The organism is Rhodococcus sp. RDE2, assembly GCF_020885655.1.
Lineage (GTDB): Bacteria > Actinomycetota > Actinomycetes > Mycobacteriales > Mycobacteriaceae > Rhodococcus > Rhodococcus pyridinivorans.
Window position 1 is genome coordinate 2,994,087 of sequence record NZ_AP025186.1, and the last position, 23,697, is coordinate 3,017,783.

Annotated in this window: 20 protein-coding genes; 12 read left to right on the top strand and 8 right to left on the bottom strand. The window is 67.6% G+C overall.

Annotated features, from left to right (window positions below):
* Window positions 1-29 precede the first annotated feature (29 nt).
* The gene (gene infC / locus LPH33_RS13930) at window positions 30-743 is read right to left on the bottom strand and encodes a translation initiation factor IF-3 (protein ID WP_080597679.1); all 714 of its coding nucleotides are present in this window, start codon (window positions 741-743) and stop codon (window positions 30-32) included.
* A gap of 319 nt (window positions 744-1,062) precedes the next feature.
* On the opposite strand from infC, the gene LPH33_RS13935 reads away from it, so the two are divergent.
* Window positions 1,063-1,428, top strand: a complete 366-nt coding sequence (locus LPH33_RS13935) for a DUF1844 domain-containing protein (RefSeq protein ID WP_016692782.1) — start codon at window positions 1,063-1,065, stop codon at window positions 1,426-1,428.
* Window positions 1,429-1,525: 97 nt separating this feature from the next.
* Here LPH33_RS13935 and uvrA read toward each other — a convergent pair whose 3' ends face one another.
* The gene (gene uvrA / locus LPH33_RS13940) at window positions 1,526-4,549 is read right to left on the bottom strand and encodes an excinuclease ABC subunit UvrA (RefSeq protein WP_088899262.1); all 3,024 of its coding nucleotides are present in this window, start codon (window positions 4,547-4,549) and stop codon (window positions 1,526-1,528) included.
* Between the two features lie 131 nt (window positions 4,550-4,680).
* Between uvrA and LPH33_RS13945 the strand changes: the two genes are divergently transcribed.
* Complete coding sequence (locus LPH33_RS13945) at window positions 4,681-5,370, top strand: MBL fold metallo-hydrolase (protein WP_229564966.1); 690 nt, start codon at window positions 4,681-4,683, stop codon at window positions 5,368-5,370.
* Window positions 5,371-5,862: 492 nt separating this feature from the next.
* On the opposite strand, the gene LPH33_RS13950 is transcribed toward LPH33_RS13945, so the two are convergent.
* Both LPH33_RS13950 and LPH33_RS13955 read right to left on the bottom strand, forming a co-directional pair.
* Window positions 5,863-6,168 carry a hypothetical protein gene (locus LPH33_RS13950; protein WP_145691064.1) on the bottom strand — a complete coding sequence of 102 codons (306 nt, stop codon included), beginning with the start codon at window positions 6,166-6,168 and terminating at the stop codon, window positions 5,863-5,865.
* Window positions 6,169-6,372: 204 nt separating this feature from the next.
* Window positions 6,373-6,624 (bottom strand): hypothetical protein, encoded by a 252-nt coding sequence (locus LPH33_RS13955; RefSeq protein WP_145691065.1) that lies wholly within the window; start codon window positions 6,622-6,624, stop codon window positions 6,373-6,375.
* 193 nt (window positions 6,625-6,817) lie between these two features.
* Between LPH33_RS13955 and LPH33_RS13960 the strand changes: the two genes are divergently transcribed.
* The 4 genes from LPH33_RS13960 to LPH33_RS13975 all read left to right on the top strand — a co-directional run bounded on the left by LPH33_RS13960 (window position 6,818) and on the right by LPH33_RS13975 (window position 12,810).
* Window positions 6,818-8,512, top strand: a complete 1,695-nt coding sequence (locus LPH33_RS13960) for an alkaline phosphatase D family protein (protein ID WP_160876905.1) — start codon at window positions 6,818-6,820, stop codon at window positions 8,510-8,512.
* A gap of 166 nt (window positions 8,513-8,678) precedes the next feature.
* Entirely contained in the window at window positions 8,679-9,788 is a 1,110-nt protein-coding gene (locus LPH33_RS13965; RefSeq protein ID WP_229564967.1) for a DoxX family protein, read from the top strand.
* Between the two features lie 230 nt (window positions 9,789-10,018).
* The gene (locus LPH33_RS13970) at window positions 10,019-12,280 is read left to right on the top strand and encodes a HelD family protein (protein WP_172415047.1); all 2,262 of its coding nucleotides are present in this window, start codon (window positions 10,019-10,021) and stop codon (window positions 12,278-12,280) included.
* A 110-nt stretch (window positions 12,281-12,390) separates the two neighbouring features.
* On the top strand, window positions 12,391-12,810 hold the full coding sequence (locus LPH33_RS13975) for a hypothetical protein (RefSeq protein WP_088899267.1): 420 nt from the start codon (window positions 12,391-12,393) through the stop codon (window positions 12,808-12,810).
* A gap of 4 nt (window positions 12,811-12,814) precedes the next feature.
* On the opposite strand, the gene LPH33_RS13980 is transcribed toward LPH33_RS13975, so the two are convergent.
* The 3 genes from LPH33_RS13980 to uvrB all read right to left on the bottom strand — a co-directional run bounded on the left by LPH33_RS13980 (window position 12,815) and on the right by uvrB (window position 16,501).
* On the bottom strand, window positions 12,815-13,267 hold the full coding sequence (locus LPH33_RS13980; protein WP_059381080.1) for a universal stress protein: 453 nt from the start codon (window positions 13,265-13,267) through the stop codon (window positions 12,815-12,817).
* A gap of 156 nt (window positions 13,268-13,423) precedes the next feature.
* Window positions 13,424-14,296, bottom strand: coding sequence for an SCO6745 family protein (locus LPH33_RS13985; RefSeq protein ID WP_088899268.1), 873 nt, complete (start codon window positions 14,294-14,296; stop codon window positions 13,424-13,426).
* Between the two features lie 45 nt (window positions 14,297-14,341).
* A complete protein-coding gene (gene uvrB, locus LPH33_RS13990; protein ID WP_016692792.1) occupies window positions 14,342-16,501 on the bottom strand; it encodes an excinuclease ABC subunit UvrB in 2,160 nt (719 codons plus the stop codon).
* Between the two features lie 69 nt (window positions 16,502-16,570).
* Between uvrB and LPH33_RS13995 the strand changes: the two genes are divergently transcribed.
* The 6 genes from LPH33_RS13995 to LPH33_RS14020 all read left to right on the top strand — a co-directional run bounded on the left by LPH33_RS13995 (window position 16,571) and on the right by LPH33_RS14020 (window position 22,854).
* Window positions 16,571-17,089, top strand: coding sequence for a DUF402 domain-containing protein (locus LPH33_RS13995; protein ID WP_088899269.1), 519 nt, complete (start codon window positions 16,571-16,573; stop codon window positions 17,087-17,089).
* Between the two features lie 461 nt (window positions 17,090-17,550).
* Window positions 17,551-19,266 carry a sodium:solute symporter family protein gene (locus tag LPH33_RS14000; protein WP_051033008.1) on the top strand — a complete coding sequence of 572 codons (1,716 nt, stop codon included), beginning with the start codon at window positions 17,551-17,553 and terminating at the stop codon, window positions 19,264-19,266.
* Entirely contained in the window at window positions 19,263-19,394 is a 132-nt protein-coding gene (locus LPH33_RS14005) for a putative transporter small subunit (protein ID WP_016692795.1), read from the top strand. Before LPH33_RS14000 ends, LPH33_RS14005 begins: the two co-directional genes overlap by 4 nt.
* Before the next feature lie 1,052 nt (window positions 19,395-20,446).
* The gene (locus tag LPH33_RS14010) at window positions 20,447-21,727 is read left to right on the top strand and encodes a DUF7373 family lipoprotein (protein WP_229564968.1); all 1,281 of its coding nucleotides are present in this window, start codon (window positions 20,447-20,449) and stop codon (window positions 21,725-21,727) included.
* A 192-nt stretch (window positions 21,728-21,919) separates the two neighbouring features.
* Window positions 21,920-22,456 carry an RNA polymerase sigma factor gene (locus LPH33_RS14015; RefSeq protein WP_145691074.1) on the top strand — a complete coding sequence of 179 codons (537 nt, stop codon included), beginning with the start codon at window positions 21,920-21,922 and terminating at the stop codon, window positions 22,454-22,456.
* Window positions 22,457-22,560: 104 nt separating this feature from the next.
* Window positions 22,561-22,854 carry a hypothetical protein gene (locus LPH33_RS14020; protein ID WP_088899271.1) on the top strand — a complete coding sequence of 98 codons (294 nt, stop codon included), beginning with the start codon at window positions 22,561-22,563 and terminating at the stop codon, window positions 22,852-22,854.
* 29 nt (window positions 22,855-22,883) lie between these two features.
* On the opposite strand, the gene LPH33_RS14025 is transcribed toward LPH33_RS14020, so the two are convergent.
* Complete coding sequence (locus LPH33_RS14025; RefSeq protein ID WP_088899272.1) at window positions 22,884-23,573, bottom strand: TetR family transcriptional regulator; 690 nt, start codon at window positions 23,571-23,573, stop codon at window positions 22,884-22,886.
* Window positions 23,574-23,697 lie beyond the last annotated feature (124 nt).

Genomic DNA, 23,697 nt, shown 5'->3' on the forward strand with positions numbered 1-23,697 from the left:
GACAGCACCGGATGTGCTGCCTGAGCGGGCTAGTTGCTCTGGGCGTCGCCCGTCTCGGGAGCCGGCGCGGACTCCGTGGACGGGGCTGCGGAGGCTGCCGGGCGCGGAGCGGACTTCGCCGGTGCGGCCTGCGCGGCTTCCTGAGCCTTCGCGCGGGTCTTCGCACCCTTGTGCGGGGCCAGCACCATCGTCATGTTCCGGCCGTCCTGCTTCGGACTGGTCTCGATGAAACCGAGCTCGGCCACATCGGCGCCGAGGCGCTGCAGCAACCGGAATCCGAGTTCGGGGCGCGACTGCTCGCGGCCGCGGAACATGATCGTGACCTTGACCTTCGAACCGGCTTCGAGGAAGCGCACGACGTTGCGCTTCTTGGTCTCGTAGTCGTGGTCGTCGATCTTCGGACGGAGCTTCTGCTCCTTGATCACGGTCTGCTGCTGGTTCTTGCGCGATTCGCGCGCCTTCTGCGCGGCTTCGTACTTGAACTTGCCGTAGTCCATGATCTTGCAGACCGGCGGCCGGGCGTCGGGTGCCACCTCGACGAGGTCGAGGTCGGCTTCGATTGCCAGGCGGAGGGCATCTTCAACACGCACGATTCCGACCTGTTCACCGCCGGGTCCGACGAGTCGGACTTCGGGAACTCGGATGCGTTCGTTGATGCGGGTCTCAGCGCTGATGGGGCCTCCTAGGTAGAGCGGTGTGGTCGGTCTGACCGCACCGCAGCACGTGGCCCTACTCCTCGACAAGAAGACCCCGCTGTGGTGCCGAGGCTCCACGCGGGGTCCGATACCGACCGGTCGACGGCCACCCGGCTCGCGCCGGATGATCCGCACCGCCCGATGAAGGGCGGACGTCCGGGGCTTCCGCACCCGGAGGACCGGACCCCTGAGCTGCATCGATGTGCCGCCAGAGGTGGGAGTCGGACTCCACTTTGCTGCCCACGGAGGATCACCGCGGGCGGTCGTGGGATCAAGTCTAACAAAAAGCCACGTCGACGACGAATCGGCGCGTCGGCGCCCCACCCGCGCGGTCGGCGAGGAGCGGCGCAACCCTATGCTCGACGCTATGACGGATGCTCCCGAGACCCCCGATCAGGACGCTGCGGCAGAGGATGTGCGCGAGCTCGCCGACATCCCGGCCGTCGAGGTGATCAGCCGCGCAGCCGTGATGCTCATGAGTTCGGCTGCCGAGAAGCTCGGTCTCGCCGACGAGGATCCCGACAGCAGCGCACGACGCGACCTCGACGAAGCCCGCCGCGTGATCACCGCACTCGCCGGCCTGATCACATCATCGGTGGAATATCTCGGTCCGCACGCCGGTCCGCTGCGCGAAGGGCTGCAGGCCCTGCAGCGCGCCTTCCGTGAGGCGTCGGCCGTGCCCGACGAGCCCGGCAAGGGCCCGGGCGAGAAGTACACCGGCCCGGTCTACTGAGCCGAACCGGCACTTTTCGCCTACGTCACGATCCACAGCCCGACTTCATCATCGACGCGACCGAGCCGCCCACCGCTGAGGTGGGCGGCTCGACTCGTCAGCTCGCGGCGGCCACCTTCTTCTTGGTGGTCTTCGCCTTCGCCGCCGTCTTCGCGGCGGCGGTCTTCGTCCCGGCAGTCTTCGCCGCGGAGGCCTTGGTCGTGGCAGCCTTGGTCGTCTTCGCCGCGCGCTTGCGCGCCGGCGCCGGAGCGGGCGCGGTGGTCCGCCCGTCGAGGATCTCCGCGAGGAAGCGTCCGGTGTAGCTCTCCTCCACCGTGACCACCTCCTCCGGAGTGCCCTCCGCGACCACCGTGCCGCCACCGGAACCACCCTCGGGACCCATGTCGATGATCCAGTCGGCGGTCTTGATGACGTCGAGGTTGTGCTCGATGACGATGACGGTGTTGCCCTTGTCGACCAGACCGTTGATGACCCCGAGCAGCTTGCGGATGTCCTCGAAGTGCAGACCCGTGGTGGGCTCGTCGAGGATGTACGCGGTGCGCCCGTTGGAGCGCTTCTGCAGCTCGGCGGCGAGCTTGACGCGCTGCGCCTCACCACCGGACAGGGTTGTCGCCGGCTGGCCCAGGCGGACGTAACCGAGACCGACCTCCACCAGCGTGTTGAGGTAGCGGTGGATGGAGGTGACCGGCTGGAAGAACTCCGCGGCCTCCTCGATCGACATGTCGAGCACCTCGGCGATGGTCTTGCCCTTGTAGTGCACCTCGAGCGTCTCGCGGTTGTAGCGGGCGCCGTGGCATACCTCGCACGGCACGTACACGTCGGGCAGGAAGTTCATCTCGATCTTCAGCGTGCCGTCGCCCGAGCACGCCTCGCACCGGCCGCCCTTGACGTTGAAGGAGAACCGGCCCGGCTGGTAGCCGCGCACCTTCGCCTCGGTGGTGGACGCGAACAGGCTGCGGATCTTGTCGAACACACCGGTGTAGGTGGCCGGGTTCGACCGCGGGGTGCGGCCGATCGGCGACTGGTCGACCTGGACAAGCTTGTCGAGCTGGTCGAGTCCGTTGATGCGGGTGTGCCGTCCGGGGACCTGCCGCGCGCCGTTGAGCTTGTTGGCCATTACGGTGGCGAGGATGTCGTTGACGAGTGTCGACTTCCCGGAGCCGGACACACCGGTGATGCAGGTGAGAACGCCGAGCGGGAACGACACGTCGATCTCGCGCAGGTTGTTCTCGCGGGCACCGACGACGGTGACCTGCCGACCCTTGTCGATCGGTCGCCGGAGCGCGGGGATCTCGATCTCCTCGCGTCCGGACAGATAGGCACCGGTAAGCGATTCGGGGTTGTCGAGCAGTTCCTTGTAGGTGCCGCTGTGGACGACCTTCCCGCCGTGCTCGCCCGCGCGCGGTCCGATGTCGACGACCCAGTCGGAGGCGCGGACGGTGTCCTCGTCGTGCTCGACGACGATGAGCGTGTTGCCGAGATCGCGCAGTCGCGTGAGGGTGTCGATGAGACGACGGTTGTCGCGCTGGTGCAGACCGATGGACGGCTCGTCGAGCACGTACAGCACGCCGACGAGACCGGAACCGATCTGCGTGGCGAGACGGATGCGCTGGGCCTCACCACCGGAGAGGGTGCCCGCGGCACGCGAGAGGGTGAGGTAGTCGAGTCCGACGTCGAGCAGGAAGCCGAGTCGGGCCTGGATCTCCTTGAGGACCTGCCCGGCGATCGCGGCCTCGCGCGCGCCGAGGACGAGGCTGTCGAGGAAGCGTGCGCACTCGGCGATCGACAGGTCGCTGACCTCGGCGATGGACATCGCACCGAAGTCGCCCGCGCTGACCGTCACGGCCAAAATCTCGGGACGAAGGCGGGCACCGGCGCAGGCCGGGCACGGGATCTCCCGCATGTAGCCCTCGTAGCGTTCCTTGGCCTGCTCGGACTCGGACTGCTCGAGGCGGCGGTGCAGGAACGGCATGACACCCTCGAACTCGGCGTAGTACGAGCGGACGCGGCCGTAGCGGTTCTTGTAGCGCACGTGCACCTGCTCGGTGCTGCCCTCCAGCACGGCCTTGCGCACCTTGGCGGGCAGTTTCCGCCACGGGGTGTCGATGTCGAATTCGAGGGCGTCGGCCAGGCCGGACAGCAGTCGGCCGAAGTATTCGGCGCTCTGACCCATCGACCAGGGCGCGATCGCGCCGTCGGCCAGGCTCAGATCCGGGTCGGGCACGACGAGATCGGGATCGACCTCCTTGCGCACGCCGAGACCCGCGCACTCGGGGCACGCGCCGTAGGGCGAGTTGAAGGAGAACGACCGAGGTTCGAGTTCGTCGATGGACAGCGGGTGCGCGTTCGGGCACGCCAGGTTCTCGGAGAACCGGCGCTCGCGGTCGGGGGCGTCCTCCTCGCGATCGACGAAGTCGAGCACGACGACACCCTCGGCGAGCCGCAGCGCGGTCTCGATGGAGTCGGTGAGGCGCTGCTGGGCACTGGGCTTGACGGCGAGGCGGTCGACGACGACCTCGATGTCGTGCTTCTCCTGCTTCTTCAGCTTCGGCGGATCCGACAGGGGGTGGACGACCCCGTCGACGCGCACACGGGAGTAGCCCTGGATGGTCAGCTGCTCGAAGAGATCGACGAACTCGCCCTTGCGGGTGCGCACGACGGGTGCGAGGACCTGGAAGCGGGCCCCGGCCTCCATCTCGAGCACCTGGTCGACGATCTGCTGCGGCGTCTGCCGGGAGATCTGCTCACCGCAGACCGGGCAGTGCGGGGTGCCGGCACGCGCATAGAGCAGACGCAGGTAGTCGTAGACCTCGGTGATGGTGCCGACGGTGGACCGCGGGTTGCGGTTGGTGGACTTCTGGTCGATCGACACCGCGGGCGACAGGCCCTCGATGAAGTCGACGTCCGGCTTGTCCATCTGTCCGAGGAACTGGCGAGCGTAGGCCGACAACGACTCGACGTAGCGCCGCTGCCCCTCGGCGAAGATGGTGTCGAACGCGAGGCTCGACTTGCCCGAACCCGACAGTCCGGTGAAAACGATCAGACTGTCGCGCGGCAGGTCCAGGTCGACACCACGCAGGTTGTGTTCCCGGGCTCCACGCACGATCAGGCGGTCTGCCACGCCACATCCTTCCTGTAGACAAGGCCGGAGTTCGGCCCTCAGCCATGGTAGGCGCGGGTACCGACACGTTTCCGTGACGAACACCGCGCGCCCGGGGCTCACGCGCGTGCACGCGAAGGTAGGTTGGCTGCATGACGCAGCAGCCCGTGATCATCGAGGACACCTACACCGGCGACGTCACTCCCGGCGGACCCGCGCAACGCCGAAGGATTCCCGGAGCGAGCATCGTCAAACTCGCCGTCGGCGAGATGAACAACAACACCTATCTCGTCACCGACGACGCCACCGGCAAGTCCGTCTTCATCGACGCCGCAAACGAACCCGACCGTCTCGTGCAGTTCCTCCGCGACAATGCGCCGGAGCTCGAACTGATCGTCACCACCCATCAGCACTGGGATCACTGGCAGGGCCTCGAGCGGGTCGCCGCCGAGACCGGTGTGCCGACCGCCGCGCACGAGCTCGACGCCGGTCCCCTGCCGGTGCAGCCCGACCGGATCCTGACCGAGGGCGACACCGTGCAGATCGGTGAGCTGAATCTCCAGGTGATCCACCTCTCAGGGCACACTCCGGGGTCGGTTGCGCTGGTCCTCACGGAACAGGGCACGGGTCGCACGCACATCTTCACCGGCGACTCGCTGTTCCCCGGCGGGGTCGGCAAGACGCCGAACGACGACGCTTTCCGATCGCTCCTCGGCGACGTCGAGTCCAAGATCTTCGACCGGTTCGACGACGAGACGATCTTCTACCCCGGACACGGCAAGGACTCGACCCTCGGAACCGAGCGTCCGCATCTCGGCGAGTGGCGCGAGCGGGGTTGGTGACGGTCCCGTACCGGGCCCGCAGAGGCAGGAGCCCCCGTGCACTCCGATCGCGATGACGTGCCGCCGCCGTTCACCCTCTGTTCGGACGTCGACGGCATGCGGTACGTCATCGTCGACCCGGCGGATGCGGACATGTCCGGATGGGCCGTCGAGCTGATGGATGCGAACATCCGGTGGCCGGATCCGAACGCCCTGACGTCCCTCTCGTCGTTCGAGCAGGACACCTGGTTCGTGACGGACAACAAGCACTGGAACGGCCTCGGCTATGGCACACCGAGTACGGCACACCGAAGACCGCATGGTGTGCGATCGCAGCCCACGGGGACAGGATCAGCGCCTGGATCGGACCCGACGGCACTCGGTACGAGCCCTAGCCTGCGACAGCCGAGCACACCCACCCAGGTCGCTCCCGTTCGGCCACGTCGACACTGAGATCTTCGACCGGTGATGTCGGGACTCCCGCTGAGGTGGCGATCCTGCCTACGCCGTCGCTCAGGCCGGTCGTCCCCTACTCACCAACAGCGGGATCAGAGAATCCCGCCATGTCGGCAGATGAACGTGGCCGCTCGACATGCCGCCGTGAGCGAACTCCTCCCGATACACCCGCTCCGCCGGCTCAGTTCGCAGGTCCGAGCCCACGACCGCCGTGAAGGCCGAGAAGAGCGACTCTTCCAACGTCACCTCGTCATCAGGAAGAGGAACTCCGGCCAGATACTCTCGTAGTGCGGCCCACACATACGGGTCGCCACGCAATCCCCAGCCTTCAGGTTCCTCCACGAAAAGTCGGTCCATCGTCATCGCCGCATCATGTCAGAAGCTCTCCCAGCGTCGATCGCCCGGAAGGCAATTCCTGAACGGGTCGGAAAGCGTCACTCGCCCCGCATTCCACGCTTCAGATGTCGACGTCCGTTCGGACGGTGCATTCAGAGGACGCTCCCGGAAAAGCGCGGCCGAGTTCACAGCACGCTCCCTGTGGGCTCGTCGCTCGGAGAAGATCGGCGTCTAGTCGGGAGTATTTTCCCTGTCGGTCCCTTCCTCACCCCTGCCCGCATCGGCGTGCTCCTCGCTCGAGCGCTCGCCCACCGTGTCCGCGAAGGCCGTTCCCGAGACCATCCCGTTCGTGCCCGGCACGACCGTGGTCGGTCGTGCTCCCGGTTCGTACATACGGTCGATCTCCTCGGCCTTCTCCTTCGCCTGTCTTTTCTCTTCGTCGTCGAGCCGATCCCAACGGGTCGGATCCTCCGCGTCGGTCATGTCCGGGCCCCCTTCCAGCACGCGGCACCGACCCGAGCGGGCCGATGCGGTGGCGTCCGTTCCAGGGTGCGCCCCGTCGCGGAGTCCCGGAGGTCGAACGAGGATCGGAGTTCGCCGGAATCCTCCTGTGCGCCACTGCCGCGAGTACGCTCGAAAACCGGACGAGCTCGCACGAGCACGGAGGCCTGACACTGTGGCGGATCTCGTACTGGGGCCGGTGCTTCGGCACATCGGCGACACGGACGCCACGATCTGGGTGGAGACGTCCGAGCCTTGCACGGTGCGCGTGCTCGGCAGTTCGGAACCCACATGGACGGTTGCGGGACACCACTACGCGCTCGTCACCGTCCGAGACCTCGAACCCGGATCGGTGACGCCCTACGAGGTGGATCTCGACGGCCGGGTCGTGTGGCCGCCCGCCGGCGTTGCACCGCCGCTGATCAGGACCGCGGGAGACGACCCCGAGGGCTTCGTGCTCGCCTTCGGATCGTGCCGGGTTGCCTCGGCGAGCGCGGAACCGACAACCGTACTCGGGAAGGATGCCCTCGTCGCCTACGCGCAACGAATGCGTTCCCTGCCGATCGACGAATGGCCCGACGCGTTGTTGCTGTTGGGAGATCAGGTCTACGCCGACGAGTTGTCGGAGGAAATGAAGCGCCGGGTCGGTGAGCGTCACGATCTGTCGGAACCGCCCGGGGCCCAGGTACGCGACTTCGAGGAGTACACCTGGCTGTACAGCCGGTCGTGGTCCCAGGACAACGTCCGGTGGCTGCTGTCGACCGTGCCGACCTCGATGATCTTCGACGATCACGACGTGCACGACGACTGGAACACCTCCTATTCGTGGCGCAGGGAGGTGGAGGCCTCCACGTGGTGGGAGGAACGCATCGTCGGGGCGCTGGCGTCGTACTGGATCTATCAGCATCTCGGGAACCTCTCCCCCGCCGAACTGGACGAGGACCCGCTCTACGATCGGGTGCGGAACTGCGCCGGAGACGCCGAACCGATCCTGCGTGCGTTCGCGTCCGGTGCCGACGAGGAAGCCGACGGCAGTCAAGGGGTGCGATGGTCGTACCGCCGCGATTTCGGACCGGTGCGTCTGTTGGTGATCGATTCGCGGTGCGGCCGGGTGCTCACTCCCGACCGGCGCGACATGGTGTCCGATCCGGAGTTCGACTGGATCGAGGAACAGACCGACGGCGACTACGACCACCTGCTGATCGGCACGTCGCTGCCGTGGCTCCTCCCCCGCGCGATGCACGACCTCGAGGCATGGGACGAGAAGCTTGCATCCGGTGCGCGCGGTGCCCGATCGGCACGCTGGGCCGAGAAACTCCGCCGCGCCGCGGATCTCGAACACTGGTCGGCCTTCCGTGATTCGTTCGAGCGACTCGCACGGCTGCTGCGGGATGTTGCCGCCGGACGTCGCGCCGGAACGTCCGGCCGCGCGCCCGCGACGATCTGCGTCCTCTCGGGCGACGTGCACCATGCTTACGCCGCCCGCGTCCGATTCGCGACGCCGACCGCCGGCGCGGTCTACCAGCTGACCTGTTCGCCCCTGCACAACCACGTCCCGGCAGCCGTCCGGCTCGCCTTCCGCGCTGCGTGGAGCCGCGCGGCGGAGCGCGTCGTGCGACTGATCCTCGGCCGGGTGACGGCTGTTCCCGAGGCGTCGTTCTCGTGGTCGAAGATGACAGGTCCGAGCTTCGGGAACCAGATCGCCACGCTGCGGACACGAGGACGTGCTGCGCGTCTGACCATCGAGCGGAGCGTCGAGACCGCGTCGGGTCCGCATCTGTTCGAGACCGTCGCGGAAGTACCCCTGACCACCGAGGATCGACCGCCCGAGGTCCCGTCCGCCTGCGCGGAGGAACAGCCGTCGAGGTGAGCCCGGAGGGGTGGTCCCCATCGGCGTTTGATTCGGGATTTCTTTGGTTTCCGTACGGTCCGAAATACCGCTTCGTGTCCTTCGACCCTGCTTCGCGCATATTCCCGTGACGCCCGGGGTACCTGTGTCAGGGTTTGGAAACACAGCCGACCACGGGAGGAACCACATGCTCGTCCGGAGAATTGCGCGGCCCATGCTCGCGTCCATCTTCATCGCCGGGGGTATCGACGCCCTGCGGAAGCCCGAGCCGAAAGCAGGTGCCGCGCAGCCCGGGCTCGATCAGGCTGTGAACGCCCTGCCGGCGTCGATCACCGACCGGCTCCCCAGCAATCCCGAGACTCTCGTCCAGATCAACGCCGCAGTGCAGATCGGCGCCGGGACGCTGTTCGCACTCGGCAAGGCGCCTCGCCTGTCCGCTCTCGCCCTGATCGGCAGCCTCGTGCCGACAACCGTTGCGGGACACGACTTCTGGAACGTCGAGGACCCCGATGCCCGCGCCCAGCAGCGCACCCAGCTCATCAAGAACGTGAGCCTGATGGGTGGTCTGCTCATCGCCGCCGTGGACACCGAGGGCAAGCCGTCGCTCGGCTGGCGGAGCCGTCGCGCCGCGCGTGCCGCGCAGAAGTCGGTGGCCGCCGCGCTGCCGAGCCATTCCTCGGACGGCCACACCGCCGAAGCGCTGCACACCGTCGCCGAGCGGGTGAAGACGCTGACCGAGGAAGCCGGCGAGCAGGGCGGCCACTTCCTGGAGATCGCCAAGGAACGGGCACCGGAACTCGCGGAGGCCGCGCGCGAGCGGGGCAGCGGACTGCTCGAGGTCGCCCGCGACCGCGGCCCGGTGCTGACCGAGCGTGCGCGCGATCGCAGCGCCGAGATCCTCGGTGTCGCGCGGGAGCGCGCCCCAGAGCTCGCCGAGGGCGCCCGCGAACGCGGCACCGAACTCCTCGGTGTCGCGCGGGAGCGCGCCCCAGAGCTCGCCGAGGGCGCCCGCGAACGCGGCACCGAACTCCTCGGGCTGGCGCGCGAACGCACCCCCGAGCTCGCCGACGTCGCCCGCAAGCGTGGCTCGAAGCTGTGGGACACCACGGTCGATCGCAGCTCGGAGTGGGCCAAGCTCGCCGAGGAGCAGTCCGCGATCCTGAATGCTCGGGCCCACGTCGCCGCGGAGAAGGCCCGTCTGCGTGCCGAGGCCGCGCGCAAGCAGGGCACGAAGGCGGAGAAGAAGCTCGCGAAGAACCTGAAGGCGTTCGAGAAGAGCATCGAGAAGAAGAAGTAGTCCGGTACGGCACCGTGGTGCGGGCGTGCGAGGGAATCGCACGCCCGCACTGCTGTGATCAGGCTTTCTGCCCGTTTCCCTCCTGCGGCGACTAGACTTCTCGGGCACTTTCGTCGACGCGTCACCCCTGCGGCGGCGAGCGATCTCGTCCTGTCTATCCCCGAGGAGTCCCTGTGCCGGTTGATGGCGCGTCCCATCCGGAGCTCGATCGCGAGCAGGCCTACGTGGCGATGCTCTACACGCATCTCGACGGTCTGCGCGACTACGCGAAGACCCGGCTGGCCCGCGTGCTGCGCGAGACCGGAGGCACCCCGCAGGCGCGCAGCGAACGCGAGTCGTACACCCACATGTACACCGAGGACATCGCGAAGTACGACGCCGCCGAGCACGGTCTGTGCTTCGGCCGCATCGATGTGCGGGACGACGGGACGGACACCTCCGGACCCGTGACGGAGGACGGCGCGGAGACCCGCTACATCGGCCGCCTCGGCATCCTCGACGAGGACAACGACTACGAGTCGCTGCTGCTCGACTGGCGCGCACCCCAGGCCCGCCCGTTCTACCTCGCGACCCCCGCCGCTCCCGACGGCGTCGTGCTGCGCCGCCACATCCGCAGCCGCGGCCGCTCCGTCACCGCACTGCACGACGAGTACCTCGACCTCGACGCGGCGCTCGAACACGCCGACACCCCACCGGCCGGTGGCGTGGCCGGAGAATCGGCGCTGCTCGCCGCTCTGAACGCCGCGCGTACCGGGCAGATGCACGACATCGTGGCGACGATCCAGGCCGAGCAGGACGCGGTCATCCGGTCCGAGCATCGCAGTGTGCTCGTCGTCCAGGGCGGTCCGGGCACCGGCAAGACCGCTGTCGCGCTGCACCGCGCGGCCTACCTGCTCTACACCTACCGAAAGCAGCTGGCGAAGAGCGGCGTGCTCATCGTGGGCCCGAACAGCCGCTTCCTCGACTACATCGGTCAGGTGCTGCCCTCGCTCGGTGAGACCGGGGTGCTGCTGTCGACGGTCGGGGATCTGTATCCGGGGGTCACGCCGACCGTCGAGGACGGTCCCGTGGCCGGCGAGCTCAAGGGCTCCCTGGACATGGTGAAGGTGCTCGAGAAGGCCGTCCGCGACCGGCAGGAAGTGCCCCGCTCCCCCGTTCCGCTGAGCTTCGACACCTACGCGCTCACCCTCGACCGCAAGATCGTGACCCGTGCGCGGGGTCGCGCCCGGTCGTCCCGCCGACCGCACAACCTTGCCCGGCCGATCTTCGTGAACGGGGTCATCGACGCCCTCGCCGACCAGCTCGCCGGGATCATCGGATCGAATCCGCTCGGCGGCGCGAACCTGTTGAGCCGGGAGGACATCCACGATATCCGGTCCGAGATGCGTTCGGATCCCGACATCGTCGCTGCGATCGACGCACTGTGGCCGGAACTGTCCCCGCAGCAGGTGCTCTCGGATCTGCTCGCCTCCCGCGACCGGATCGCGTCGGCGGCTCCGACGCTGACCGACGAGCAGATCGACGCGCTGCACCGTCCCGATGCACCGGGGCATTTCAGCGCCGCCGACGCTCCCCTGCTCGACGAGCTCGCCGAACTGCTCGGTGTGGACGACGCCGCCGAACGTGAACGCGCGAAGCGGCGCTGGCGCAAGCAGATCGCCGACGCGCAGGGCGCACTCGACATCCTCACCGGTTCGGCACCGCAGGATCTCGAGGACGATCTCGATCCCGAACTGCTCATGGCATACGACCTGATCGACGCCACTCAGCTCGCCGAACGACAGAACCACCGTCGCCACGAGACCACGGCGGAGCGGGCGGCCGGTGATCGCACCTGGACGTACGGCCACGTGATCGTCGACGAGGCGCAGGAGTTGTCGGCGATGGCGTGGCGAACGATCATGCGCCGCATCCCGAATCGCTGGATGACCCTGGTGGGCGACACCGCGCAGACCGGGGATCCGGCGGGAACCGAGTCGTGGCAGCAGATCCTCGAACCGTACGTCGCGAACCGGTGGAAGAAGACCGAACTGACGGTCAACTACCGCACCCCGGCGGAGATCATGAGGATCGCGCACGCGGTGCTCGCGGAGATCGATCCCGACCAGGTGCCGCCGCAGTCGGTGCGCGAGTCCGGTTTCGAGCCGTGGGCGCAGCACGTCGACGCGGACGCGGTGCTCACCACCGTCCAGGCCGCGCTCGACGCCGAGACCGGCCCGGGCACGACGGCCGTGCTCGTTCCGGCGCGGCTCGTGGCTGCGTGGGAGCATCTCGCGTCCGAGTCGGTCACGGTCGCGACCGTGAAGGAGGTCAAGGGCCTCGAGTTCGACGCGGTACTGCTCGTCGAACCGGCGGAGATCCTCACCGATTCCTCACGCGGGATGAACGACCTGTACGTGGCGCTGACCCGAGCCACCCAGCGTCTCGGGGTGGTGCACTCGGAGGCGTTGCCGGAGGTGCTGGCCGGTCTCGCCGCGCCGACACACTGCTGAGCCGACACGGTTCGGCAGACACCGCCGAGCGGACCCCAGGACCGGTCACGGACGGTACCGTCCTTCGGGGCAAGGGACTGGGACGGATCATCCGCGGAGGGAACGAACACGTGGCCTATGGGGCAGCGCACCACCGGATACGTCGAGCGGGGTGCGCGGCGATCGCGGCGCTGAGCGGGTTCCTCGTCTCCGCCGCGTGCGGATCGGCGACGCCGACCCAGGACGAAGCGCAGGCCGCGACGTCCACGACGTCGATCGCCCCGACCTCGTCGACGCCGCCCGACGTGCGGTTCCTGCGGGTGAAGGAGGCGCTGGACGCGTCCGGACTGGTCGCCGATGTCAAGGACGACACGGTGCTGGCGGTGGTGCGAGGGGTGTGCGACCAGTTGAGCGCGGGCGTGCCGGAGCACGACGTCCTCGTCACGCTCCGGCCGATCGCCGCCTATGCTGCGGGCGCCTCGGGGTCGCGCATGTCGGCGGACGATGCCGCCGCGCGCTACCTCGAGACCGTCCGCGAGGAGTACTGCTGATCCGTCAGCGGACGGTGTGCACCACCAGCACGTCGCACAGGGCCTTGCGGGCGACGTCCGACGGGACGGAACCGAGCAGGCGCCCGGTCAGCGTGTTGAGGCCGCGGTTGCCGATGACGATGAGATCGGCGTCGACCTCCTCGACGAGCGTGAGGAGCGATTCGACGGGGGCACCGACGATGGGGCGCTCGGTGATCTTGCGGGCGCCGGCCACGGTCGCCTTCTCCCGTGCGGTGCGCAGGATCTCGTAGGTCGGTGCCGAGCCGGTGACCTGGTACGCCTCGTCGCGCAGCGCGTCAGCGGCCTGCGCGGTGTCCTTGGGGTCGGCCGGGTAGTAGGCGCAGGCGATCACCAGTTGGGCGCCGGCGTCGCCGGCCAGAGCAGCTGCCTTCTCCACGGCCCGATACGACGATTCGGAACCGTCGGTTCCGACGACTATGGTCCGGTAGGCGCTCATTCATCCTCCATCAGGTGTGTGGTCCATCGACGCGTGCCGCCGATGCCGTCGTCGACGGAGGACACGCACGCTCCCCCGCCATACGCTGCGTCGACAGTAGCGGGATGGGCGGCCCGGGTGGGACGTTTGGGTCTCATCCCACAATCGCGTTTGATGTTACCGCGCGTCACCGTAACGCGGGCCGAAGAGGCCGGCGGGGAACACCTCGGCGTCGACGAAGGCATCGCGCCACGGCAACGCGAGGTCGAGCAGACGCTCCACACCCTCGTCACCGAGCGCACTCCACGGCGCGACCGCCAGGTCGTCGGTGAGATCCTCGACGAGCTCACGCACCTCGAATCCTTCGCCGGTGAGCTCGCCACGCTTGTCGAGCAGCCCGCGCCCGCGCAGTTCCTTCTCGGCGTCCGCCCACTCGTCCCGCGACCAGCCCCGCAGCTTCCGGGCGGGATCGGTGGCGAAGCCGATACCGGTCGCAGTGTGGGTGACGAGTGCGTCGAGACCCGACAGTCCCGCGGTCTGCAGCGCCGCGACATGGCCGTCGCCGCGATATTCGCGCAGCAGCGTCAGGGCGTGCCACAGGCGCAGGTGCGCCTCCTCGGGCCAGGGCAGGTCGGCGTGAGCAGCGTAGAGCGGGCGCCCGTCGGGACCGGGGATCGCCCGCGCCGCGGTGGTCGCGAGGTCCGCGGCCTCGTTCATCTCCGCAGAATCGAGCACGTCCTGCCCGAGGACCCGCCGGTGGAGAGCGTCGAGTCCGCGCAACCGCGCCGCGATGATCGCGGCCGGCTCGGCGCTCTGCCACACGGCCGGGACGGCCGATGCCACCAGGCGGGGCGAGAAGCTGTAGAACGTCGCGGTCACGACCCCGGGGCCGACGGCACCCAGAGGCGCCGCGCGTCCCCCGAAGTACTGCGCAGCCGGGCCGTCGACACCGAGCGCGGCGAGTTCGCTCGCGACGTCCGGCGCGAAGTAGACGCCCGAGTGCAGCAGTTCGAGTGCGCGGGCAGCACGCCCGGCCGAAGAGGGATCCATGGGAAGCGACCCTACCGAGTCGCCGGCGCCGACCGGGCCGTGCGACTACTTCAGGCCCGCGGCGTCCATCCCGCGCAGTTCCTTCTTCAGATCGGAGATCTCGTCGCGGAGCCGTGCGGCCAACTCGAACTGCAGGTCGCGGGCGGCCTGCATCATCTGATCGGTGAGCTGCTGCACGAGATCGGCGAGTTCGGCGCGCGGCATCGTCGAGGTGTCGCGACCTTCCACGACACCGGAGCTGACGGCCCGCCCGGACTCGCCCTGGGCTCGGCGACCACGCGAGGCGTTGCGGCCGGAGCCGCCCACCTCGACGGCCTCGGTGTCCTCGGCCTCCTGATAGACCTGGTCGAGGATGTCGGCGATCTTCTTGCGCAGCGGCTTCGGATCGAGACCGTGTTCGGTGTTGTAGGCGATCTGCTTCTCGCGACGCCGTTCGGTCTCCTCGATGGCCCGCGCCATCGAGTCGGTGATCTTGTCGGCGTACATGTGCACTTCGCCGGAGACGTTGCGGGCCGCGCGGCCGATGGTCTGGATCAGCGAGGTCGTCGACCGCAGGAAGCCTTCCTTGTCGGCGTCGAGGATCGCCACCAGCGACACCTCGGGGAGGTCGAGACCCTCACGGAGCAGGTTGATGCCGACGAGCACGTCGTATTCGCCCAGACGCAGCTGTCGCAGCAGTTCGACACGGCGCAGGGTGTCGATGTCGGAGTGCAGATAGCGCACCCGGATACCGAGTTCGAGCAGGTAGTCGGTGAGGTCCTCGGCCATCTTCTTGGTGAGCGTGGTGACGAGGACACGTTCGTCGCGCTCGGCGCGTTCGCGGATCTCGTGCACGAGATCGTCGATCTGACCCTTGGTGGGCTTGACGACGACCTGCGGGTCGACGAGGCCGGTGGGGCGGATGACCTGCTCGACGAACTCACCGCCGGTCTGCCCGAGCTCGTACGGACCCGGGGTCGCCGACAGATAGACCGTCTGACCGATGCGGGCGGCGAACTCCTCCCAGGTCAGGGGTCGGTTGTCGACCGCCGACGGGAGACGGAAGCCGAAGTCGACGAGGTTGCGCTTGCGCGACATGTCGCCCTCGTACATCGCGCCGATCTGCGGCACGGTGACGTGCGACTCGTCGATGACCAGAAGGAAGTCCTCCGGGAAGTAGTCGATGAGCGTCGCGGGCGCGGACCCGGCGGGGCGGCCGTCGATGTGACGGGAGTAGTTCTCGATGCCGGAGCAGAAGCCGACCTGCCGGATCATCTCGATGTCGTACTGGGTGCGCATGCGCAGACGCTGCGCCTCGAGCAGCTTGCCGCGGTTCTCCAGATCGGCCAGGCGCTCCTCGAGCTCGGCCTCGATGCTCGCGACGGCGCGTTCCATGCGCTCGGGACCGGCCACATAGTGGGTCGCCGGGAAGATGCGCAGGGAGTCGACCTTGCGCACGACGTCGCCGGTGAGCGGGTGCAGGTAGTACAGCGCGTCGATCTCGTCGCCGAAGAACTCGATCCGCACGGCGAGTTCCTCGTAGGCTGGGATGATGTCGACGGTGTCGCCCTTGACGCGGAACGATCCGCGGGTGAACGCCATGTCGTTGCGGGCGTACTGGACGTCGACGAGCAGGCGCAGCAGCGCGTCGCGCGGCACCTCCACACCGACCTCGAGCTGGATGGACCGGTCTAGATAGGACTGCGGGGTACCGAGACCGTAGATGCACGAGACGGACGCGACCACCACGACGTCGCGGCGGGACAGCAGCGACGAGGTGGCGGAGTGCCGCAGCCGCTCGACGTCGTCGTTGATCGACGAGTCCTTCTCGATGTAGGTGTCGGTCTGCGCGATGTACGCCTCGGGCTGGTAGTAGTCGTAGTACGAGACGAAGTACTCGACCGCGTTGTTGGGCAACATGTCTCGCAGTTCGTTGGCGAGCTGCGCGGCGAGGGTCTTGTTGGGCGCCATCACGAGGGTGGGTCGCTGGACACGCTCGATGAGCCACGCGGTGGTGGCGGACTTGCCGGTACCGGTGGCACCGAGCAGGACGACGTCCTTCTCCCCCGACTTCAGCCGGCGCTCGAGCTCGTCGATGGCGGCCGGCTGATCGCCGGCCGGTTCGTACTCGCTGACGACCTCGAAGCGGGCCTCGGTGCGCTCGATCTCACCCACCGGCCGGAACTCGGAGTGTGCGACGACGGGATGTTCACTTGCGAACGCCATGGAATCCAGAGTAAGCGCTCCCACCGACACGCATCGCGGTCCTGCGTGCGGCACGGTTCGCCCGCTAGCGTGCATCCCGTGTCCGCGACCCCGCATCCCGTGAAGACCGAGACGTTCGACGTCGCCGCGAAGACCAACATCGACCCGAAGGGCTTCGTGCGCGCGGTCGACGAGTACCGCGTCGAGGAGTGGGGCCTGTACATGGCGCGACCGTCCGACCACCCGCAGTTCCACTATCTCGAATCGTGGCTGCTGCCGGACCTGCGCCTGCGGGCCTCGATCTTCCATTTCACTCCGGGCAACGAACGCGACCAGGACCGGTACGTCGACGTCGGCGAGTTCCGGCGCGAGGGCGACATCTGGTACTCCCGCGACCACTATCTCGACCTGATCGTCCGTACCGGCCGCGACACGATCGTCGAGGACATCGACGAACTGGTGGTCGCGGTCACCACCGGGATGATCGACGCGGCCGCGGCCGAGACGGCGATCGACACGGCGCTGCGGGCGGTGGACGGCATCGCCGCGCACGGCCACGACCTCGACGCGTGGCTGCGGGAACGGGGTGCGCCCGTCTCCTGGCGCTGAGGCGCAGGATCTCCGCGCAGGTGTCGTCACCTGCGCAGACAGCGGGGCGCAGGAGCGAAAAAGTTACTGCCGCAAAGGACATGGTAATCTGCCCCGGCCGGCGAAGCAGTGCACCGAGAAGGCGACCATCGGGGCCGGCCCGGATCGCCCCTCCGCGTGCACATCGCCCGACCGAGGACACCCCTCGCGCCGGCGGCGCGCGCCCGTGCAGCCCACGAGCGCCGACGAGAACGCCGCCGATCCCTTCGTCGGCACACGCCCGGATCCGGGCGTGCCCTGCTGGAGCGGTATGCCGCGCCCGCCGGCCCGTGGCCGATCGGGCGCTCGACGCATGCCCACCGTCCGGTGGTGGATCGGACCGACACCGAAGCGGAACCGACGGACAGGACGCGCACAGCGCGCCCTGGGTTCCGCTGCGCTCCGATCGCCGCGGACGTGACGCGAACACGAAGGAGGTCGCAGTGAACGGCACCGAGCTCGTTCAGTTCAGCGCCGCGACGATCGTTGTCCTGCTCGTAATCTTCTATGGTGGAACGCTTCTCATCTCCGCCCGGATCGGGAAGAAGGACGAGAACGCCGACGGCTACATGACCGCCGGCAACAAGGTCGGTTTCGGGGTGTCGGCGGCCAGCATGACCGCCACCTGGATCTGGGCGTCCTCGCTGTACGCCTCGGCGACCTCCGGATACACCTACGGCATCTCCGGCCCCATCCACTACGGGCTGTGGGGCGCGCTGATGATCCTGTTCATCTACCCCTTCGGCAAGCGGATCCGCGCGGTCGCACCGAAGGCGCACACCCTCGCCGAGGTGATGTTCGCCCGACACGGACGGTCGAGCCAGCTCATGCTGGCCGGGTCGAACCTCGTCGGCAGCCTGATCAGCCTGATGTCCAACTTCATCGCCGGCGGTGTGCTCATCTCGCTGATCTCGCCGTTCGGCTTCGTCCAGGGCGTCGTCTTCATCGCTGCCGGCGTGTTGCTCTACACCCTGTGGTCCGGCTTCCGCGCGTCCGTGCTGACCGACTTCGTGCAGGTCGTGGCGATGCTGGGCGCGGTCGTCGTCATCATCCCGGCGGTCTTCTTCATCACCGGCTTCCCCGACGCGTTCGACAGCGGGTCCGCGAACCTCACCGACCAGCAGGGCGACTTCTTCTCGAGCGATGCCTTTCTGAACCAGGGCGCGCCGTACATCGCGGCCGTGCTCGCGTACGCCATCGGCAACCAGACGATCGCGCAGCGCCTGTTCGCGGTGCGCGAGGATCTCATCAAGCCGACCTTCGTCACCGCGACGATCGGCTACGGCGCGACCGTCATCGGCGTCGGCATGTTCGGCGTGCTCGCGCTGTACCTGGGCGTCGACCCGATGGACGGCGACGTCAACAACATCGTGCCGCAGATGGTGGCGTCGTTCCTGCCCACGGCACTGGTCGTCGTGTTCTTCGTCATGATCATCGGTGCGCTGTCGTCCACGGCCGATTCCGACCTGTCGGCGCTGTCGTCGATCGTCATGGCCGACATCTACGGCCAGAACATCGCCGGCGGCACCCGCAATGCAGATCCCAAGCGGATGCTGTTCATCGGGCGCGCCACGATGGTCGTCGCGACCGCCGCTGCCGTGGCGTTCGCGAGCATGCGGTTGAGCATCCTCGACCTGCTCGTGTTCGTCGGCGCGCTGTGGGGTGCGCTGGTCTTCCCCGTCATCGCGAGCTTCTACTGGCACAAGGTCACCAACAAGGCGTTCACGACGTCGGTGCTCGTCGCCCTGGCAGCGTTCCTGCCGGTACGTTTCGGGTGGTTCCCGATGGACGGCGTGCTCGCCTGGGCGGTGGACATCGCCTCGGTGGTCGGTGTCGGCGTGATCGCGGGTCTGATGGCGTTCGGCTTCTTCGGACTCCGGGCCGCACGCGTCGTCGGTGTCGTCGCCGCGGTGGCCGTGGCACCCTTCGCGCTCGGCTCGGTCCACGACTACGCCGTGCTCAGCGCCTCGCTCGTCGCCTACGCGGTCAGCACGGTCGTGTGCTGGGCGATGTCCGTGAACTCCGACGAGAACTTCGACTTCGAGGTCATCGCGCAGCGTGTCGGTGACTTCGACGTGGTGGAGGACAACGCACCCGAGAACGACGCTGCGCCCGAGAAGAACCCCGCAGCAACCACTCCGGAGAAGGAGACCCGATGAGCACGCTCGCGCTGACCGTCTACGTCCTGATCTGGCCCGTACTCGTCGCCGGCGTGTTGGCGGCGCTCTGCCGCGGCTTCGTCAAGGAGTGGCTGCAGGCCCGACGGAACGGCGAAGATCTGATCTGACCCTCCCGGCGGGCATCTCAGCCACAAAGCCGGTCGCTCGAGATTCTGTCGTGCGGTTCGTCAGATCGTTCGTCCGGACAGGCATGTTCGCTATCTCCGCTCCAGAAGTGGCGGCTGACGAACGCGACCAGGGAACGAGCATCCTTCTGGCGCGATTCTGAGAGCTCTCACGAGACGGTTCCATCCCTTGGTCTCGCTCACGCCAGGAAGCGTTGACGTCGAATGAGCTCGCAATCGGAAGGCCCGCATCGGGACGGCGCCGAGTGTCCCAGCCCTGGGATGGGCACTCGGCAGTGCTCAGCCGCTACCTCATGGTTCGACCGTGAAGTCAGGAGGATCTTTCACTGCGTAGTACGACGGGGGGCGTTTCGTCGCAGGAGGACGGCGACGGTCCCTGTCCAGATGAGCAAGTAGAGGGTGGCACGTAATGGATGCCAGTCTTCGGCCAGTTCTACGAGGGCAATGACTGTCGCCACTACGAGAACGGCGAAAGGGACGGTGGCATAGTTGCGGATCGTCTCCACCTATCCCAACTTTCGGCGAGCTTCGAAGGCGGACCAAGCTGCGACGGCCACCCAGAGAACACCGATCCCTGCGATATACGGGGAGGGTGCTGCAATGTACGCGGCTCCGATCCCAACTCCTGCAAGGATGGAGGAACACACACCGGGGTCTCTGACGTAATGCCGCACGTTGTCCCTTTCGTCGGTTTCTCCAGACTAGTCGAATCCGCGGATGTGCTGGGCCGATCACTTGGAACTCACCACGGTGTCTCCACGTCGACCCCACCTGCCCAACCGACTGTCCCGAGTAAGTACCTACGGCCTCGCAACTGGGGATACCCCGGCAACACTGCGAGCCTGGTCGGGCTCGTCGCGACGATCGGTGTAGGCGCCACAGTCGCCGCCACGGTCTTCCAGTAGGACCGCTCGTGACGATTCGATGTGAATGGCATCACACATGATCCTGGGCAGGCACATTCATGCGGTCCGCGCTCTCCGATCCGCGTCACGTATCGATCCGTGTTCGCACACCGAGGAGAGAGCCGACCCATGCGTACATCTCGTGCCACGCGCGCCGTCCTGGCGGTCGCGACGGCAACCATCCTGGCGGCCGCCGGGTGCGGTTCCGACACGACCGTCACCGGAAACGGGACCGAACCCGCAACCCCTCCCGGGCAGGAGAGCACCGAAGGAATCGACCTCGCCTCGTTGGACACCGGAGAGTATCGGGTCGAACCGCGCGACTTCGTCGGGGAGAACTTCGCTGCCGGTGAAGCCGGACCGGTGATCGAGGGACAGCGGATGGCCGAGTTCGTCGTCCACCCCCACGACATCGATCCGACGCTGACGACGGAAGGATCGCGTACCGGTGTCTCGGTGTCCACCGACAGGATCCTGGCGGACGGTGCCGGCAATCTCCTCGAACCCTTCGGGATGATCACGGGATTCCGGACCTCCCGCAGCACCGAGGACGAGTCGGGAATGCTGCAGGTCGCGGTGGCGCGGTTCGCGACTCCCGAGGACGCCGCGCGGGCCGCGCAGGTCGTGCACGACTTCGAGCGGGTCGACAGGACGACGCCGCTCGCCAGCGATCCCTCGATCGTCACGGGTATCCCGCCGGCGGTGCCGGTCGCCGTGCCGGGGGCTCCGGAGACTCTGGCCTCCGTACGGTCGTGGGACGTGATCGGTCGCGTGACCACCACGACGATCACCCCGCAGGGAAGCTTCGTCATCCACACCTATGCGAGCAGCGAGACCGGGGACGTCGCCTGGACCACCGACATCGCCGCGCGTGCCGCGCGGGCCCAGGCGACGCTGCTCGACGGTTTTCCTGCGACGCCGGTCGAGGAGATCGGCGATCTTCCGATGGATGTCGACAGGGTCCTCGCCCGGGCGGTGGGCCTGCCGGAGGGGGCGCTCCCCCGCCTGTCCGACCTCGCGGTCTACGGGCCGGACGGATGGCTGCACTTCGATTCGCATCCCGCCCGTACCGAGAGGATCTTCGAGGTCACCGGAACCGACCGGATCGCCAAGGCCGCGTCGAACGTCTACCGCACTGCCGGTCCTGCGGAGGCGGAGCTCCTGCGGGACGATTTCGTCGAGACGATCCGGGAGATGCATCCGGACCTCGTCGAGGACGAGACCGTTCCGCAGGACATCCCGGGAACACGTTGCTGGTCGGGTGACGTGGCGCAGGGGCGGGCGAGTGTGTGTCTGATTGTCCACGGGCGGTACATGGCGGAACTCTCGGGGCTGCGGCCGGTGGGAACGAGGCTCCCGAGAACGACTCGCTTCGTACGATGTCACAGCGGTTGGCCACCCAGTACGTGAAATTGGTCCGATCCCAGGAGATGGGCTTGGGCGAGAACTGATCTCGCGGTATTGTCGACGGGTGGTCGACGCTGCCCCCGACGGCGTCGACCACTTCGAACCACGGTATATTCGTAACTCCCCCGCCCGTCGAGCAGAGGCTCGAATGTGCATGCGGGACAATGTGACTGCTCGGGATGGTGAGGGGACTCGATGAACGAGGCCGAGTTGATCGAGCGGTGCCGGGCAGGCGATCGGGCAGCGTTCGCCGAACTCGTCGCACCGTCACGCGAACGTGTGTGGGCGGTCTGCGTCCAGATCACAGGAAACCGGCACGACGCCGAGGACGCACTGCAGGATGCACTGATCGCGGCGTGGAAGAATCTCGACAAGTTCCGTGGCACAGCAGCATTCGGAACATGGCTGTATCGCATCGCGAGCAATGCGGCGCTCGCCGTCGTGCGCAGACGACGTGGTGAGGTCCTCGGCGAACGGGTCGGGGACGAATATACATCCGGGGAAACACTTCTCGCCGACAGCGTGGTCGACGGTGATGCGGTCCGTCGGGCCCTTTTCCTTCTCCCCGAACAGTTTCGGGTTGCGATCGTGCTGCGCGAGTATGCACAACTCGGTTACGCCGAGATCGCAGCCCATCAAGGGGTGGGTGTGCAGACGGTGAAGAGCCGGATCAGTCGCGCCCGTAGGCAACTCGTCGATCTGCTGAGTCCGGCACTGCTCGGCGCAGAATGAGTCGCCTCCGACCGGCGGTCGGCCCGTATCGATCCGGCAACGACGATCGGATCGGCCGGCACGGAGGGCACCGAACGGCCGGAGAATCCCCGGAAGGATGAGCAATGACGCGAAGCGAACCGAATCCGTTGCCCCCGTTGGGGGAATCGCTGGGTCTCGACCTGATGGACCGGATACCCGAACTACCCGGCAGCGTCTGGTGTCGGGTGCTCGATATCGCCACCGATCCCCTCACCCCTCGCATCGGAACCGAACTGGTTCCTGCCGAGGGAATCGATGAGGACGATATCGAGCACCCCGTCATCGACGACCTGCCGATCGAACACCTCGGCGATCTCGACCTCACTGATACATCGGATCCGGAAATCGTCGTCGACACAACCGATCCCGACTTCTGATCGTACGACCTGCCGAGATTCGTCCTGCATCATCGCAGCCCCATCCCTGTCGATCCGAGATCGACGACCACCTCGTGCAGTGGTCGCCCCACCGGACCGACCGCCAGCAGGCCGCGAATCGTCGCCGTGAGGACCATCATCGAGAACCCCTCGTGGTCGAACTCGGGAAGGTCGCGATGAGCCTCACCCAGGCGTTCGTCGGCGCTCAGCCGTTCGGCGACGTCGTCGCGTTGCTGCTGGAGCCCCGAGATCCGCTCGAGTTGCGCTTCCTCGGCCACCGCGAAGTTGATCGCGGTGCTCGCCACCGCACTGGCCAGAGCGACAGCGACGTCGGGGGTGTACCCGCGGCGCACGAGAGCTTCGACCTCGCTCGCCATCAGACGCTGCCCCGCTTCCCCGCGCGGGAAGAGCGTCTGCATGTAGGTTCCCAGGCCCGCATGAGCCAGGACGAACGCGCGGAGCTGCAGACCGAACGACAGCAGGTGCTGTTCGATGTCGTGTGCCGGATCGTCGCGCAGAGCGAGATCGCTGAGCAGACTCTCCCCCACGACGAGTTCGAGCCCCCAGCGACCGTCCACGTGGCGGTACAGCGCCGCCGTGGAGACGTCGAGTTCGGCAGCGACGGCGTTGAGGCTCAACTGTCGCAGCCCGATCGCCCGACCGACGCGGATGATGTCCTCCACGTCGATCTTGCGTGCACGCCTGCGGACGCCGGCCACCCCGCTCGCCCCTCCGATCGCCTTAAGTTAGACCCCATAACTTAAGGAACTATAGGTGTGCCCCTCGGGAACGGCAAGTCGCCGAGCCGCATCGCAGCAATCCCTGTTGACACACCCTCCGTCC

Excerpts from the sequence above, each read along its gene's own strand:
- LPH33_RS13935 (WP_016692782.1), top strand. The coding sequence starts at position 1,063 with ATGACGGATGCTCCCGAGACCCCCGATCAGGACGCTGCGGCAGAGGAT.
- LPH33_RS13945 (WP_229564966.1), top strand. The coding sequence starts at position 4,681 with ATGACGCAGCAGCCCGTGATCATCGAGGACACCTACACCGGCGACGTC.
- LPH33_RS13950 (WP_145691064.1), bottom strand. The coding sequence starts at position 6,168 with ATGACGATGGACCGACTTTTCGTGGAGGAACCTGAAGGCTGGGGATTG.
- LPH33_RS13955 (WP_145691065.1), bottom strand. The coding sequence starts at position 6,624 with ATGACCGACGCGGAGGATCCGACCCGTTGGGATCGGCTCGACGACGAA.
- LPH33_RS13965 (WP_229564967.1), top strand. The coding sequence starts at position 8,679 with ATGCTCGTCCGGAGAATTGCGCGGCCCATGCTCGCGTCCATCTTCATC.
- LPH33_RS13970 (WP_172415047.1), top strand. The coding sequence starts at position 10,019 with ATGCTCTACACGCATCTCGACGGTCTGCGCGACTACGCGAAGACCCGG.
- LPH33_RS13980 (WP_059381080.1), bottom strand. The coding sequence starts at position 13,267 with ATGAGCGCCTACCGGACCATAGTCGTCGGAACCGACGGTTCCGAATCG.
- LPH33_RS13985 (WP_088899268.1), bottom strand. The coding sequence starts at position 14,296 with ATGGATCCCTCTTCGGCCGGGCGTGCTGCCCGCGCACTCGAACTGCTG.
- uvrB (WP_016692792.1), bottom strand. The coding sequence starts at position 16,501 with ATGGCGTTCGCAAGTGAACATCCCGTCGTCGCACACTCCGAGTTCCGG.
- LPH33_RS14005 (WP_016692795.1), top strand. The coding sequence starts at position 19,263 with ATGAGCACGCTCGCGCTGACCGTCTACGTCCTGATCTGGCCCGTACTC.
- LPH33_RS14010 (WP_229564968.1), top strand. The coding sequence starts at position 20,447 with ATGCGTACATCTCGTGCCACGCGCGCCGTCCTGGCGGTCGCGACGGCA.
- LPH33_RS14015 (WP_145691074.1), top strand. The coding sequence starts at position 21,920 with ATGAACGAGGCCGAGTTGATCGAGCGGTGCCGGGCAGGCGATCGGGCA.
- LPH33_RS14020 (WP_088899271.1), top strand. The coding sequence starts at position 22,561 with ATGACGCGAAGCGAACCGAATCCGTTGCCCCCGTTGGGGGAATCGCTG.